We start from the raw sequence: 14,981 nt of genomic DNA, 5'->3' as shown, positions 1-14,981 counted from the left end.
GCCGTCCGGGGGCCCCATTTCTACATCTGCTCGGGCGAAATAAATCCGCCCGGCAGCAAGGTTTTGGCTGCGCCAAAACGCTTGGTTCGGCGTAACCGCCGCCCCACCTGCGGCGGGGCCCCGGTGGCCATTTCTCAGAAGTACAGCCCGTTGTTCTCCAGCTCGTCGATTAAATCGCCGAGAATATCCACGTTGTAGGGCGTAATGATGTAGGTGGAAATGGCCACCTTCTTGATCTTGCCCTCGTTGGCGTAGGCCACACCGGACAGAAAGTCCAGCAGGCGGCGGGCGATGTCTTTGTTGGTCTGCTCCAGATTGAGCACCACAGTGCGCTTCTCCCGCAGGTGGTCGGCAATTTCCGCGGCGTTCTCAAAGCGGTCGGGCTTCACCAGCACCACCTGGAGCTGGGTTGTGGTGTGGATGTTGACCACCTTGTTGCTCCGGCGGGGCTCCTCCTGCTGGAAGATGCTTCCGGAATTGTCCATCTTGGCAGAGGCGCTCTTCTCCCGGCGGTCAGCCCGGTCGCCCCGGGTTACCGGCTCATAGTCCTCCTCGTAATCCTCGTCGTCCTCGTCCTCATAGGGACGAGCAAGGCGCTTCAGTTCGTCAATAAAACCCATGGTCGGTTACCCCCATCAATCAGCCTTGGCTCTGCTTTGTCATGGGCGGCCGGGGGCCGAACAGGGCGGTTCCCACCCGGACGTGGGTGGCCCCCTCCCGCACGGCGTCCTCATAGTCGCCGCTCATTCCCATGGACAGGCAGTCCATATCAGTTCCATTATGGTCCAAAGCCGTTCTTATGTCAACATAAAGGTGATACATTTCGGCAAAAAAATGTCGGTTTTCTCCAGGAATCCGGGCCGCCGGCGGGATGGCCATCAGCCCCCGCAGGCGGACATGGGGCATCTGAACCGTCAGTCTGGCCAGTTCCAGGGCCTTCTCCGGGGCCGCGCCGCTCTTGGACGCCTCGCCGCCCACGTTGATCTCCAGCAGAATATCCTGTATCAGATCCAGTTTGGCCGCCTGGGCCTCCACCGCCTCCAGCAGATGGGGGGAGTCCACCGACTCAATCATATCCACCCGGCCTACCACATACTTGACCTTATTGGTCTGGAGATGGCCGATAAAGTGGAGGGCGGCGCCGGCATAGGCGTCATCGTCCAGATGGGCGGTCATCTCCTGGACCCGGTTTTCGCCGCAGACCGTAATGCCGGCGGCTATGGCCTGCCGGATGGTATCTGAGGTCTGGACCTTGGTGGCGGCCACCAAAGTGACCTCCGCCGGGTCCCGGCCCACCTCCAAAGCGGCGGCGGCAATCTTTCTCTTTACAGCTTCCACACGTTCCGGCAGCGTCATCGCTCCGCACCTCCATATTCAGTCAAGGGGCCTCAGCCTCTTACCACTTTTCCGTCATACAGCTCCTCGCCGGAGAGAATGATCTCGTCCCCAGCCCGGAGGGACCGTTTGGCCTCATTGTTGTCCCCCGGGGCCACCGCCACCGGGTTGACCAGATAGTAATCCTCCTCATCGCCCACAATCTCCACCGGCTTGAACTCCGCAAAGGCGCCCACAATGGCGTACACCCCCCACTGGCCGCTCCCGTTCTGGTAGAGGGCATTTTTGGGGATGCGGATGCCGGTGGTGCTGCTGTACACCAGGCTTACAGTCTGCGCCCGGAGCAGGGTGGTGTCCGAGAGGAACTCCTTGCTGGAGAGCACCGCCACGACTTTTCCGTTCTCCGGGTCGCTGATGCGCTCCACTGTCATGTCCACCTCACCGGACCAGTCCCGCGAGAAGCGGACGGTAACCTTTTTCTTGTCATCCCGCAGGTTGGCCAGCTCGCCTGCGTCATCTTCGTCCAGCACACAGGCAAAGTACCACTTGGTGCTGGTGATGAGCTTGCCCACTGTGCCGTCCTCGGGCGTAACTGTGCTCTGCTCCAGCTCTGTCAGCTGGGAGGGGGTGAGGGTCTCCAGCATCGCGGGGGTGATAAGGCTCTCCCAACCGTCCACCATGCTGGAAAATACGCCCGCCCTGTCGGCAACGACAGAGGTAGTATCCTGTCCGGCTGCGGTGGTCAGTGCCTGAATCTGGCTCTCCAGCTCTGCTTTAGCGTTCTGAAGGTCAGTAATATCGCCGGTGGAGGAGTAGTCCCGCTTGTACACCAGGGCGCGCAGCTCCATGGTGTCATCCTCCAGACTGGTAAAGTCCCGGGCCGCCACTGAAGAGCGCAGAGAGGCAATCTGGCTGAGAATTTCCTCGGACAGCTTGGCATTATCCGACATGTCATCGGTGTGGCTCAGGGAGTATTTGATCTGCTCCAGCTCCTGGCTGAGGGCGTCCAGCTGCTGCCGCCGCTCCAGGGCCGCGGCGTCCTGATAGAGATAGGCCAGCGTCTGGCCCACGCCCACCCGCTCCCCCTCGGCAGGCAATACCTCCACCAGCCCCGACCGGGCGGGCAGCACATACTCATCCCGCACCAGAAGGCCGGTGGCCTCGGTGACTTGGTCCAGAGTATAGGTATAGCAGGTCATGGTGACCATCCGGTCGGTAAAGCTCCGCCAGGCGTACATAAACAGGTACACCAGCACCGCACCCAGCAGCACCAGCATGACCACTCGGTTGACGATTTTGCCCTCTTTCATGGGATGTTCCTCCAGGGAATTGAAAAATCTCTCTGTAAAAATCGCATGGCGTCGATATAAGCCTTCCCGCTGGGGAAAGGTGCCCCACATAGGGGCGGGTAAGGGAAACGGCCTCCGGCGGGGTACTTTTCACCGGCGAAAAGTACCCAAAAGCCGCCGGAAAAAGGGCCCCCGCAGAAGGCGGAACGCCTTTCGTGGGGAGAGGAGCCGCAGCGGAATGAATGTGCTTTGTCTCAATACGGGGTCCCCGCCGGGCTCATGGCCCGGTGGGGAAAGGACGAGCAAGGGAGCGGTGCAAGGAATGGCCGTTCAGGCCGTTCCGAGACAGAGCGGACTTTGCGAGGACGCCGCGAACGATATGAAGCTTGCGGCGACGGGGTGAGAGGACGAGCAGCGGAGTGAACGAGGCCTGCCGCGCTCAGACGCTCTCGCTCCGGCTCATATCCACAGGCCGCTCGGGTGTAATGGTGGAAATCGCATGCTTACAGATCATCTGCTGCTTGGCCCCACGGGCCTGCGCCCGTGGGGACCCCCTATTTCACTCAAACCGGCGGAAGTGAATCCCGCCGGTTTCAAGGTTTTGCCTCCGGCAAAACCCTTGACGCCGCATGCGCGGCGGGCGACGGCAAGCTATTCGCTCCGGCTCATATCCACAGGCCGCTCGGGTGTAATGGTGGAAATCGCGTGCTTGTAGATCATCTGCTGCTTGGCCCCACGGACCTAGGTCCGTGGGGACCCCGATTTCACTCAAACCGGCGGAAATGAATCCCGCCGGTTTCAAGGTTTTGCCTCCGGCAAAACGCTTGACGCCGCACACGCGGCGGACGACGGCAAGCTATTCACTCCGGCTCATATCCACGGGCCGCTCGGGGGTAATGGTGGAAATCGCGTGCTTGTAGATCATCTGCTGCTTGCCGTCGGTGATGAGGAACACCACAAAGGCGTCAAAGCCGGCCACCTGGCCCCGGAGCTGGTAACCGTTCATCAAAAAGAAGGTGACGTTGGCGCGGGTGCGGTTCAGGCGGGTAAGGAAGAGATCCTGGAGGTTGTTTGTCTTCTGCATACTAAGTACATTCCTTTCTCTCTTGTGGGACAGCCCCACGGAATGCCCTTATAATAATCCAGTTTCTTCCAGATATGCTGTCGAATTTCGGAGGGCCGTTGAAAAATCTGGTATTTTATCCCAGACAATCCACTGCACCGCCGGATTCCGGCGGAACCAGGTCAGCTGCCGCTTGGCGTACTGCCGGGAGCGCAGCTTGATCTCCCCGGCGGCCTCCGCCGCCGGGCGGCCCTCCCGGAGGGCGGCGGCCATCTCCTTGTACCCGATGGCCTGCATGGCGGTGCAGCGCTCCGGCACGCCGGAGGCGAGCAGGCCCTCCACCTCCTCCACCAGCCCGGCGGCCATCATCCGGTCCACCCGGCGGTCAATGCGGTCCCACATGTCCGCCCGATGGGCAAAGGTCAGGCCGATGCGCACCGCCTCGTACCGGGGCGGCAGGGCGGCGGTGCGGCGGTCGTGTTCGGTAATGGTCTCCCCTGTCTCGTGCCACACCTCCAGCGCCCGGATGATCCGCTTCTCATCGGCCAGATGGAGCTTGGCCGCCCGCTGGGGGTCCACCTGCTCCAGCTCCCGATAGAGGGCCTCAATGCCCTCCCGCGCGGCCCGCTCCTGAAGTTTCTGCCGCCACGCTCCGGTAAAGGCGGCAAACTCCCGGCCGGCCAGCAGGTTGTCGATATACATGCCGGTGCCCCCCGCCACAATGGGCAGCTTCCCCCGGGCAAGAATGTCCTCCACACAGGCGGCGGCCTCCCGCACATAGCGGGCCACCGAGTAGTCCTCGCCGGGGTCTGCCACGTCCAGCATGTGGTGGGGCACTCCGTCCATCTCCTCCGTGGTTGGTTTGGCGGTGCCGATGTCCATGCGGCGGTAGATCTGCATGGAGTCGGCGCTCACCACCTCGCCTCCCGTCTCCTTGGCCAGCGCCACCGCCAGGGCGGTCTTGCCCGAGGCGGTGGGGCCGCAGATAACCAGCAGCTTGGCCACGGTCCCAGCTCCTTTCTCTCCCGGCTCAGCCCTGCCGCTCCGCCCGCTCCAGGGCGGAGAGAATGGCGGCGTTGGTCAGCTTTTCCGCCATCAGCTCCCGGAATTTCACGGTTTTCTCTCTTCCAGCCTCCCGCAGGGCCTGAAGTTCCCGGGGAATGGCCGCCTGCCGGGCCTCCAGATCAGCCCACATGCGCTCCAGAGCGCCCAGGCGCTTTACCCCTGCGTCATAGCGGTCCGGGGGCAGGACATAGCCCGTCCCCTCTCTTGTGGTCAGCGGTTCCATATCCGCGCTCCTCTCACGCCCGCTTGAACTGCTTCTCCAGCTGTCCGCGGGTCAGCTCAATGGCCACCGGGCGGCCATGGGGGCAGTACTTGACCTCTCCCCGCATTACTGCCGCAGCCACCTTCTCCAGCTCCTGGGGGCCGTTTTTCTGTCCCCCTTTGATAGCCGCCTTGCAGGCCATGGTGTGCATCAGCTCGTCCCGGGCGGCGTCCGGGTTGGCCCGGCCGGTGGTCAGCAGCTTGGAGGCAATCTCCTCCAGCGTGGCGGGAATATCCTCCGCATCCACGTCGCCGGGAGCGGCCCGGACGATGATGGCCCCGCCGCCGAAATCCTCGGCGTCAAAGCCGAACTGGGCGAGCAGGGGCAGGTTCTGGAGCAGCACCGCCCCCTCCTCGGCGGGCGGCGTGAACACCGCCGGGGTAAGCAGGCTCTGGACCATGGGCCGGTAGCCCTGGGCCTTGAGGCGGTCGAAATTCATCCGCTCGTGGGCTGCGTGCTTGTCGATGAGCAGAACCTTGTCCCCCTGCTCCACGATAATATAGGTGTTGAGCACCTCGCCGGCCACCCGCCAGGGGATTTCCGCCTCCTGAGGCGGCCGGGGGGCTGGCTCGCGCTCCGCCGCAGGGACAGCGGCCGCCTGAACCGGGGGCGCGGACTCCTTCTGAGGCTCCTGGACCAGCACCCGAACGGCCGGGTTCTCTTCCATCTCCCGGGGGATGACTTTCTTTTCCTCGGCAGGCGCGGGTGTCCGCTCCGGCGCCGCTTTCACAGGCTGTTCCGCCCTGGAGACAGGCCGCTCCGGCGCGGGCCCGGGCGCCTCCCGGACCGGCGGCTGAAAAATGGGCCTGTGCTCCTCAGGCCGGGCTTCCTGCCTGGGCCGGGAAAGGGGAGCCGCAGCCGTTTTGGGCGCGGTAAAGTCGTGGAGGGACAGCCCGCCCTGCTCTCTGGCGCCGCTCCGGCGGTACTCCTCCGCCGTCATGGTGCGGAAGGCGGTCTGGTTGGGGGTGACGGTGTCATGCCCGGCAGAGGGGGCCAGGCGCCCGGCGGGGCGGCCCACCTGGGCCTGGACGCGGCTCTTGTCCCCCTCCAGGGCGGAGAGGACAGCGTAGTACACGGCGGAGAACACCTGCCGCTCGCTGCCGAACTTGACCTCCTGCTTGGTGGGGTGGACGTTCACGTCCACCCCGCTCAGACGGCAGCTCAGGTGGAGCACGCAGGCGGGGAACTTGCCCACCATCTTCTGGTTCTGATAGGCCTCCTCCAGGGCGGCCATCATAGTGCGGCTCTTTACGTACCGGCCGTTGACGAAGAAGTGCTGGTAGCCCCGGGTGGCCCGGCAGCAGGCGGGCAGGGAGGTGAATCCGGTGACGGTCATATCCTCCCCGGAGCCCTTTACCTCGATAAGGCCCAGGGCCAGGTCCCGGCCCAGCACCGAGTAGACGGCGCTCCTGAGCTGGCCGTCGCCGGGGGTGAGCAGCTCCTGCTTGCCGTCCCGCAGGAATTTGACGGACACCTCCGGGTGGGCCAGGGCCAGCCGCTGCACCATGGCGAACACAGCGGCCCCCTCGGCGGCGTCCTTCTTCATGAACTTGAGCCGGGCAGGGGTATTGAAGAACAGATCCCGCACCACCATGGTGGTGCCCACAGGACAGCCCGCCTCCTCATGGCTGACCACCTCGCCCCCCTCCAGGCTGAGGGCGGCGCCCAGGTCCTCCTCCGCCGTGCGGGTGAGCAGGTCCACCCGGGACACGGCGGCAATGGCCGCCAGCGCCTCCCCCCGGAAGCCCAGGGTGCCGATGGCCTCCAGGTCGTGCTCGGTGCGGATTTTGCTGGTGGCGTGGCGGAGAAAGGCGGTCTCCGCCTCGCCGGCGGCAATGCCGCAGCCGTTGTCGGTGACCCGGATGAGGGACATGCCCCCCCGCTGAATCTCCACGGTGACAGTCTCCGCCCCGGCGTCAATGGCGTTTTCCACCAGCTCCTTCACCACGCTGGCGGGCCGTTCTACGACTTCACCGGCGGCAATCAGGTCGGCAACGTGGGGGTCAAGCTGTTGAATATGTGGCATATGGAACTCCTTTCCAGTCAGAGCGATGCTCCCCGGACAATGGTAATGAGCTGGGCGGCGTTGAGGACCATGTGCAGCCCCACGGCGCTCCAGATGGAGCCGCCGTTGTCGTAGCACCAGCACAGGGCCAGGGACATGGGCAGGTACTCCACCGCCAGCAGCAGATACCGCAGGTCCACCCCGGCGGGCTGGAACACATACCGCCACACGCAGGCAAGGGCGTATATCAGGACGGTGACCACATAGGCCAGGGCCCGGCTCTCCCGCCGGAGAGTGCCAAACAGCAGTCCCCGGAACAAGGTCTCCTCGATGAGGGGCATGAGCACCACCAGCAGCACGGTGGTGGCGGCGGGGGAGAGGAGGTACTCCTGCATGTACTGGATGGGGATGGGATTCTCCACCGGCAGGGGCAGCAGCCCCGCCAGAAAGCCCAGCGCCAGCGCCCCCGCCAGGCCGGTGACAAAGGCAAAGCAGTTTTCCGGCAGCCAGTCCAGCAGCAGGGAAAAGCCGTGGCGCAGGAAGGACCAGAACACCAGCAGGGCCAGGGCGAAGAGGAGGGCGTAGTAGACCACGTTGGCCTCGGCCGCCGGGACCTCCGCGTCCCCCAGCAGCGCCCGCTGGGCCCAGGCGTTGAGATAGGGGAACACAAGGAGGTACAGGGCGAAGAACACCCAGCCCCGCTTCCGCTCCGAGGCAGTCATCCGGGGCCGCCAGGCTCTCTGTGTCACAAAGTATCCCTCCGCTCTGCAGCTCGACAGGTTATAGCTTCTGCTTCAGCTCGTAAATCAGGTTCATGGCCTCGATGGGGGTGAGGGTGTTGATGTCCACCATGCGCAGGCGGTCCAGCACCTCTCTGTCCCTCATGTCGGTGAGGGAGATCTGCCCGTCGTCCCCCTTGGGCGGGGCGGCAGGGGCGGCGCAGGGGCCCTGGCCGCTCTCCAGCTCCTCCAGGATCTCCCTGGCCCGGGTGATGACCCGCTCGGGCACCCCCGCCAGCTTGGCCACCTCCACGCCGTAGCTCTGGTCGGCGCCGCCCCGGACAATCTTCCGCAGGAAAATCACGTCTCCCCTGCGCTTCTTGGCGGCAATGTTGTAGTTCTTCACGCCCGGAATCTGCCCCTCCAGGCAGGTGAGCTCATGGTAGTGGGTAGCAAAGAGGGTCTTGGCCCCCAGCCGCTTTCTGTCGGCGCAGTACTCCAGCACCGCCCGGGCGATGGACATGCCGTCGTAGGTGGAGGTGCCCCGGCCAATCTCGTCCAGAATCAGCAGGGATTTGGAGGTGGCGTTCTTGAGCAGCTCGGCCACCTCGGTCATCTCCACCATAAAGGTGGACTGTCCGGCGGACAGGTCGTCGCTGGCGCCGATGCGGGTGAACACCCGGTCCACGATGCCGATGTGGGCCGATTTGGCGGGCACAAAGGAGCCCATCTGGGCCATGAGGACAATGAGGGCCACCTGGCGCATGTAGGTGGACTTGCCCGCCATGTTGGGGCCGGTGATAATGGCCACCAGGTTCTCCCCGCCGTCCATGTGGGTGTCGTTGGGGACAAAGAGGGAATTTTTCAGCATCTTCTCCACCACCGGGTGGCGGCCCTCCTCAATGTCCAGCTTGTCGGACAGGTCCACCACCGGCATGCAGTAGTGGTTGTCCGCCGCCACGCAGGCGAAGGAGGCGAGCACGTCCAGGGCGGCCACGGCCCGGGCGGAGCGCTGGATCTCCCGGACCCGCGCCGCCGTCTTTTCCCGCACGTCGCAGAAGAGCTGGTACTCCAGGGCCACCACCCGGTCCTGGGCGGAGAGGATGGTGTGCTCCATGTCCTTGAGCTCCTGGGTGATGTACCGCTCGCAGTTGGCCAGAGTCTGCTTGCGGATGTAGGTGTCGGGCACCTGGTCGTAGTAGGACTTGGACACCTCGATGTAGTAGCCGAACACCTTGTTGTAGCCCACCTTCAGGCTCTTGATGCCGGTCTTCTCCTTCTCCCGGGCCTCCACCTCGGCCACCATGCCCTTGCCGTTGGTCATGACGCCCCGCAGGTAGTCCACGTCGGCGTTGTAGCCCGCCCGGATGAAGCCCCCCTCCCGGACGGAGAAGGGCGGGTCGTCGTCAATGGCGGAGGTAATGAGCCCCCGCAGGTCGGCCAGGTCGTCCAGCTCCTGGCGCAGAGTGGGCAGCAGCCCGGCGGAGAAGGGCTCCAGCAGGGCGCGCAGGTGGGGCAGATGCCCCAGGCCGGCCGCCAGGGCGGCCAAATCCCGGCCGCCGGCGGTGCCGTAGACAATGCGGCCGATGAGCCGCTCCAGGTCGGTGATCTCCCTCAGGCAGAGGACGATCTCGTCCCGGGCGATGGGGTCGTCCACCAGGGCCTTCACCGCCTCCAGCCGCCGGTTGATGGCCACAGGGGAGAGGAGGGGCTGCTCCAGCCAGGTGCGGATGAGCCGGTGGCCCATGGCGGTCTTGGTCTTGTCCAGCACCCACAGGAGGCTGCCCTTCTTCTCCTTGCCCCGCATGGTCTCGGTCAGCTCCAGGGTGCGCCGGGCGGTCAGATCCAGCTCCATGGAGGGCCGGGCGGCGGCGGAGTGGATGGTGAGGGCGGCGATGTGGGACAGGTCGGTCTTTTGGGTCTCGTAGAGGTAGGAGAGCAGGCCCCCGGCGGCCTGGACGGCCAGCTCCACGGCGGCGTCCCCCGGGCCGGGCAGATCGGCAATGGTGCGGGACAGGGTCTCCCGGGCCATATCGGAGCGGAACCGGGCCTCCCCGCCGTTTTCGCAGCGGCACTCCAGCTTTTTGGTCAGGAAGTCGGTGAGGGCGGCGTCGGCAAAGGCCCCGTCGGACAGAACCGCCTCCCGGGGCTTGTAGGCGCCCAGGTCGTTGAACAGGTGCTCGGAGCGGGCGGCGTCGGTATAGGGGGTGGCGGAAAACTCGCCGGTGGACAGATCGCACACCGCCAGGGCCGCGCCGGTGGAGTCGGCGTACACGGCGCAGATGTAGTTGTTGCGGCCCTCCTCCAGCATGGAGGCGTCTATCAGGGTACCGGGGGTGACGATGCGGATGATATCCCGGTCCACCAGGCCCTTGGCGGTGGCCGGGTCCTCCATCTGCTCGCAGATGGCCACCTTGTATCCCTTGGCGATGAGCCGGGCGATATAGGCGTCGGCGCTGTGGTAGGGCACGCCGCACATGGGGGTGCGCTCGTCGGCGGGCTTGCCCCGGTCCCGGGAGGTGAGGGTCAGCTCCAGTTCCTTGGACGCCACCTTGGCGTCCTCATTGAACATCTCATAGAAGTCCCCCAGCCGGAAGAAGAGCAGGCAGTCCGGGTGGCGCTCCTTCATCTCAATGTACTGGCGCATCATGGGGGTGGTCTCAGCGGGCATTTGGTACGCGCTCCTTTTCTCTCTGAGAGTTTCGCAGCAGCGGCAGAGCCGCCGCTGTGAGTGGGCTGCAGCCCGCCGCGCGCCCGCTTTGGCCCAGAAGGCCAAAGCCCACGCTTGCGGGCTGATGTGTTTTCCCCGCCGCGCATGTCGCCGGGGAAAACCGGTTGCACTTCCTTCGCGCCTGGGGGCGCGGACGCCGCGCGGCGCTTACTCCGCCGTCTCCCCGAACAGGGCCCAGGTGGAGCAGCCGGTAATGGTCAGATCCTGATAGGTCCCGATGAGCTTCTCATCCCCGGTGAAGTGGACCAGCCGTCCGCCGGGCGTGCGGGCGGTCAGGTTGTTGCGGGGGTCGTCGCTCCGGCCGTCCACCAGGCAGCGGATGGTCCTGCCCACATAGGCCTGGTGCTTTTTCAGGGAGATCTCGTTCTGCAGGTCCACCAGCCGCTGGAAGTTGGCCGACTTCTCCTCCTTGCTTATGGGATCGGGCATTCTGGCGGCGGGGGTACCCTCGCGGGGGGAGTAGATGAAGGTAAACAGGGCGTCGTACTCCACCTCCCGCAGCAGGGACATGGTGTCCTCAAACTCCTCGGTGGTCTCGCCGGGGAAGCCCACGATGATGTCGCTGGTGAGGACGATATCGGGGATGCGGGCGCGGAGCTGGCGCACCTTCTCCAGGTAGATCTCCCGGGTGTAGACCCGGTTCATGGCCTTGAGTACCCGGTTGTTGCCCGCCTGGACGGGCAGGTGGATGACGGGGGCCACCTGCTCGCACTCAGCCATGGCGTCAAAGAGCTTCTCGGTGGCGTCCTTGGGGTGGCTGGTCATGAAGCGGATGAGGAAGTCGCCGGGGACGGCGTTGACCTTCCGCAGCAATTCGGCGAAGTCCATGGGCTCGGGCAGGTCCTTGCCGTAGGAGTTGACGTTCTGGCCCAGAAGGGTGATCTCCTTGTACCCGGCCGCCGCCAGCTCGGCCACCTCGGAGAGAATAGCCTCCGGGTCCCGGCTGCGCTCCCTGCCCCGGACGTAGGGCACAATGCAGTAGGAGCAGAAGTTGTTGCACCCGTACATGATGGAAACCCAGGCCTTCACGCCGTTCTGCCGCACCACCGGGATGCCCTCGGCGATGCTGCCGGGGTCGTCGGCGGTCTCAAAGATGCGGCCCCGGCGGGTGAGAATGCGGTAGAGAAACTCGGGGAACCGCCACAGAGCCTGGGGGCCGAAGACCATGTCCACATGCCGGTAGGAGGTGCGGATTTTGGCCGCGTTGTGGGGCTCCTGGGCCATGCAGCCGCACAGGCAGATGATCTGGTTGGGGTTCTTCCGCTTGGTGTGCACCAGGGCGCCCACATTGCCCAGCACCCGCTGCTCGGCGTGCTCCCGGATGGCGCAGGTGTTGATGACGATGACGGCGGCCTCTTTCTCGTCCTGGGTGAAGCCGTAGCCCATCTCCTTCAGGTAGCCCCGGATGCGCTCGGAGTCGGCCTCGTTCTGCTGGCAGCCGTAGGTGTCCACGAAGGCCAGGGGGGCCCTGGCGAAACGGGTATTGATCTCTCTGATGGCCCCGCAGTAGCCCCGCTGGCGGGCGATGTCCTCGGGGGGGATATGGGTGGTCTTTCGCTCCACGGTACTTCCTCCAAATCATAGTGTCTGAATATAGAATTATAGCATTTTCCCGCTTTAAAAACAAGGACGCGCCCTGTTTTTTTACAAAGGGTACAGGAAAAGGGACCGCCTGCCGTGGGGCAGGCGGTCCCCCGTATGTGTTCCTCAGCGGATTTGCGCCCTCACCACTCGGGCGGCTGGATGCCGTACCGGACGGCCAGCTCCCGGATGTACGCCACCAGCGGCTCCGCGCCGTAGACCCGGCTGTAGGCGCTCTCGATGCAGTGAATGCCGCCGTAGTCGCCAAAGCCCTTCTCCCCCAGGGCGCAGGTGACGGCCAGATCCGGCCCGTTGGGGCGGGAGATCCGCACGCGGATGTACTCATTTTCCGGCGAGGTGTACACGCCCGGTCTCACCGGCGGGAAGTTCAGGTCGCTGTCCCCGGAAATCTCGAACATGCTCCGGCGGAAGATGAGCCGGTTGCTCAATTCCACAATCTCCCGGGCCTCCTCCTCTGTAATTTCCAGCCAGCCGCCGTCCGGGGGTGTCAGCATCACGCAGACATAGTCCGAGTCATAGCTGATGCCGTGCTCGCTGGTAACCTCAAACTGCTGAATATTGTCCGGGTCGGCGGGAAAGCGGTAGGGGAAGTAGAACCAGACCAGATAGGCCGCGCACAGAGCCATGCATCCGGCGGAGATGAGGCGCTTTTTCTTCTCCCCCTTGTGGAGCAGGAAGTAGAGCAGGGCGATGCAGATGGCCACCACCGCGCCCATGGCAATGTAGACAATCATGGGGACATTCATGGGCACTCCTCCTTCCCGGGGCGCAGCCCCGCTTAGGGGCTAAAATTTAAAGGTTTTTGCGCCAAGTTCATATGTTATCATCATAGTGAGAGGATTTCCTAAAACGGAATTTCTCAAATCTCCGTCTGCTTTTCTCGTCCTTCTCATGCAGGGTTTGCGGCACAGCCGTTACTTAAAACATTGAAATCACCTCATCTCTTTCCGTCAGTCCCATATGTCAGGAATTTTTATTCTGAATTTTATTTATTTTGACTATCTTTATTATACAATACGAAATATTTTTTGTCTATATTTTTATTTCTTTCATTTTCAGCAAAATATCCGTCCCGCCCCTCCGGCGTTGACGCTTCCGCTTTTCAAGGGTATAATAAATTGAAATATTATGTTGGAAAGGCGGCGCGGACATGAAAGCCCTGATTATAGAGAGACAGGCAGTCAAGCAGAATATCGCCGTGGTCAAGGCCCGGGCGGGCCGCGCCGCCATCTACGCCGCCCTCACCGTGGACGCGGGAGGCGCGGGCCTGGTGGACATGGCCCGGCTCCTGCGGGACGAGGGCATCGGCCGCTTCGCCGTGTCCGAGCCAGGGGACGCCGCGGCACTGCGGAAAGCGGGCTTTGTGGACGAGGAGATCCTCATGCTCCGCTCCACCGCCGACCGGGAGGAGCTGGAGCAGCTGATAGACGTGAACGCGGTATGCACCATCGGCTCCATTGACGCGGGCCTGGCCCTCAACGGCCTGGCCGAGAGCCGCTCCACCGTGGTAGAGGCCCACATCCAGGTAGACACCGGTCTGGGCTTCGGCGGCTTTCTGTGCGCCGAGCCGGAGAAGGTGCTCTCCGCCTACCGCAACCTGCCCAACGTGGCCATCTCCGGCATATACACCCAGCTCCACTCTGTAAAGGCCGACGGCAAGGAGGCCGCCGCCCAGATCCAGTCCTTCCAGAATCTTCTGGAGGCCATCCGCGCCGCCGGGTTTGAGACCGGCACCGTCCACGCCGCAGGCTCCTTCGCCCTGCTCCACTATGACGACGCTCTGCTGGACGCGGTGCGGGCCGGCTCAGTGCTGCTGGGCCGGTGCCGCCGCACCAAGGGGGACGGCCTTCAGCGGGTAGGGTACGGCGAGGCCTCTCTGGAGGAGGTGCGCTGGCTCCCGGCGGGGCACACCGTGGGCAGCGAGCAGCCCGTCACCCTCAAGCGGCCCACCCGGGTGGGGGTGCTGCCGGTGGGCTACCAGAACGGCTTCGGCGTGGCCCGGGTGCGGGACCCCGGCTTCTGGGCCGCCATCCGCCGGTGGCTGCGGGGCAGGCGGATCACCGTCCGCATCGACGGGCAGAAGGTGAAGGTCATCGGCCGCATCGGGGCCATCGAGACCCTGCTGGACGTGACCGACATGAAGTGCTCCGCCGGCGACCTGGTCCACTTCGACATTGACCCCATGTACGCCCGCGGCTTTGTCCGGGAGTACCGCTGATTTCAGATAAAGAGAGGATTTTGACGGCATGCGCGCAGTCGTTACCAGAGTGAAGAACGCCTCGGTGGAGATTGAGGGAAAAATAAACGGACAGATTGGCCAGGGCTTTCTGGTGCTGCTGGGGGTGGGCCCCGAGGACACCATGGCCCAGGCAGAGAAGATGGCCGACAAGGTGTGCGGCCTGCGGGTCTTTGAGGACGAGAACGGCAAGATGAACCTGAATCTGGCCGCCGTGGGCGGCAGCCTGCTGGTGGTGAGCCAGTTCACCCTGTACGCCGACACCAGGAGCCGCCGCCCCGGCTTCACCGGCGCGGCCAAGCCCGACGCGGCCATCCTCCTCTACGAGGGCTTTATGGAGGCCTGCCGCGCCCGGGGCTTCCAGGTGGAGCACGGTGAATTCGGCGCTGACATGCAGGTTTTTTCGCAGAATGACGGCCCCGTCACCATCCTCTTTGACACCGACCACATGTGACACGCCGAATTCACCCCCGCGCCTGCTGGCGCGCCAAGTGTTTTCCGCAGGAAAACCTTGAAATCGACCGGATTCACTCCGGGCGATTTGAGTCCAGTCCAGGGCTCCCACGGGGCCTGACCCGTGGGACATTCGGCGCCGATATGCAGGTTTTTTCGCAGAATGACGGCCCCGTCACCATCCTCTTTGACACCGACCACATGTGACACGCCGAATTCAC

The 14,981-nt window shown here is 64.2% G+C and carries 14 protein-coding genes and 2 pseudogenes; 3 read left to right on the top strand and 13 right to left on the bottom strand.

Translation table 11 applies throughout. The features are described from left to right. Nucleotides 1–134: 134 nt before the first annotated feature. The 13 genes and pseudogenes from Q0K06_RS12260 to Q0K06_RS12200 form a co-directional block, all read right to left on the bottom strand. Nucleotides 135–620: a cell division protein SepF gene (locus tag Q0K06_RS12260; RefSeq protein WP_294552940.1), complete on the bottom strand. Its 486-nt coding sequence runs from the start codon at nucleotides 618–620 to the stop codon at nucleotides 135–137. A gap of 19 nt (nucleotides 621–639) precedes the next feature. After that, nucleotides 640–1,356 (bottom strand): YggS family pyridoxal phosphate-dependent enzyme, encoded by a 717-nt coding sequence (locus Q0K06_RS12255; RefSeq protein ID WP_294552936.1) that lies wholly within the window; start codon nucleotides 1,354–1,356, stop codon nucleotides 640–642. Between the two features lie 32 nt (nucleotides 1,357–1,388). Next, nucleotides 1,389–2,645 carry an HlyD family efflux transporter periplasmic adaptor subunit gene (locus Q0K06_RS12250; protein ID WP_294552933.1) on the bottom strand — a complete coding sequence of 419 codons (1,257 nt, stop codon included), beginning with the start codon at nucleotides 2,643–2,645 and terminating at the stop codon, nucleotides 1,389–1,391. A 418-nt stretch (nucleotides 2,646–3,063) separates the two neighbouring features. Continuing rightward, nucleotides 3,064–3,150, bottom strand: a pseudogene (locus Q0K06_RS12245) (RNA chaperone Hfq); the annotation flags it as partial. A gap of 125 nt (nucleotides 3,151–3,275) precedes the next feature. Next, a pseudogene (locus Q0K06_RS12240) lies at nucleotides 3,276–3,353 on the bottom strand (RNA chaperone Hfq); the annotation flags it as partial. 127 nt (nucleotides 3,354–3,480) lie between these two features. Further along, a complete protein-coding gene (gene hfq / locus Q0K06_RS12235; RefSeq protein ID WP_294552930.1) occupies nucleotides 3,481–3,708 on the bottom strand; it encodes an RNA chaperone Hfq in 228 nt (75 codons plus the stop codon). A gap of 48 nt (nucleotides 3,709–3,756) precedes the next feature. Continuing rightward, complete coding sequence (miaA, locus tag Q0K06_RS12230; RefSeq protein ID WP_294552927.1) at nucleotides 3,757–4,692, bottom strand: tRNA (adenosine(37)-N6)-dimethylallyltransferase MiaA; 936 nt, start codon at nucleotides 4,690–4,692, stop codon at nucleotides 3,757–3,759. Between the two features lie 25 nt (nucleotides 4,693–4,717). After that, nucleotides 4,718–4,975, bottom strand: a complete 258-nt coding sequence (locus tag Q0K06_RS12225; RefSeq protein ID WP_294552926.1) for a hypothetical protein — start codon at nucleotides 4,973–4,975, stop codon at nucleotides 4,718–4,720. A gap of 13 nt (nucleotides 4,976–4,988) precedes the next feature. Continuing rightward, nucleotides 4,989–7,040, bottom strand: coding sequence for a DNA mismatch repair endonuclease MutL (mutL, locus tag Q0K06_RS12220; RefSeq protein ID WP_294552923.1), 2,052 nt, complete (start codon nucleotides 7,038–7,040; stop codon nucleotides 4,989–4,991). 17 nt (nucleotides 7,041–7,057) lie between these two features. Further along, nucleotides 7,058–7,768, bottom strand: a complete 711-nt coding sequence (locus tag Q0K06_RS12215; protein ID WP_294552920.1) for a CPBP family intramembrane glutamic endopeptidase — start codon at nucleotides 7,766–7,768, stop codon at nucleotides 7,058–7,060. 31 nt (nucleotides 7,769–7,799) lie between these two features. Further along, nucleotides 7,800–10,409, bottom strand: coding sequence for a DNA mismatch repair protein MutS (mutS, locus tag Q0K06_RS12210; protein WP_294552917.1), 2,610 nt, complete (start codon nucleotides 10,407–10,409; stop codon nucleotides 7,800–7,802). Between the two features lie 207 nt (nucleotides 10,410–10,616). Further along, nucleotides 10,617–12,032, bottom strand: a complete 1,416-nt coding sequence (miaB, locus tag Q0K06_RS12205; RefSeq protein WP_294552915.1) for a tRNA (N6-isopentenyl adenosine(37)-C2)-methylthiotransferase MiaB — start codon at nucleotides 12,030–12,032, stop codon at nucleotides 10,617–10,619. Between the two features lie 161 nt (nucleotides 12,033–12,193). Then, the gene (locus Q0K06_RS12200; RefSeq protein WP_294552912.1) at nucleotides 12,194–12,817 is read right to left on the bottom strand and encodes a hypothetical protein; all 624 of its coding nucleotides are present in this window, start codon (nucleotides 12,815–12,817) and stop codon (nucleotides 12,194–12,196) included. Between the two features lie 404 nt (nucleotides 12,818–13,221). Between Q0K06_RS12200 and Q0K06_RS12195 the strand changes: the two genes are divergently transcribed. Genes Q0K06_RS12195 through Q0K06_RS13945 form a run of 3 tightly spaced genes read left to right on the top strand, consistent with a single transcriptional unit; the run spans nucleotide 13,222 to nucleotide 14,967 of the window. Next, entirely contained in the window at nucleotides 13,222–14,289 is a 1,068-nt protein-coding gene (locus Q0K06_RS12195; RefSeq protein ID WP_294552909.1) for an alanine racemase, read from the top strand. Nucleotides 14,290–14,317: 28 nt separating this feature from the next. Further along, the gene (gene dtd / locus Q0K06_RS12190) at nucleotides 14,318–14,761 is read left to right on the top strand and encodes a D-aminoacyl-tRNA deacylase (protein ID WP_294552906.1); all 444 of its coding nucleotides are present in this window, start codon (nucleotides 14,318–14,320) and stop codon (nucleotides 14,759–14,761) included. Beyond that, on the top strand, nucleotides 14,758–14,967 hold the full coding sequence (locus Q0K06_RS13945) for a D-aminoacyl-tRNA deacylase (RefSeq protein ID WP_365925755.1): 210 nt from the start codon (nucleotides 14,758–14,760) through the stop codon (nucleotides 14,965–14,967). The genes dtd and Q0K06_RS13945 overlap by 4 nt, the downstream gene beginning before the upstream one ends. The last annotated feature ends 14 nt before the right edge of the window (nucleotides 14,968–14,981 follow it).

The organism is uncultured Pseudoflavonifractor sp., from assembly GCF_944387805.1.
GTDB lineage: Bacteria > Bacillota > Clostridia > Oscillospirales > Oscillospiraceae > Pseudoflavonifractor.
This window is presented reverse-complemented; position numbering and strand designations above follow the sequence as displayed.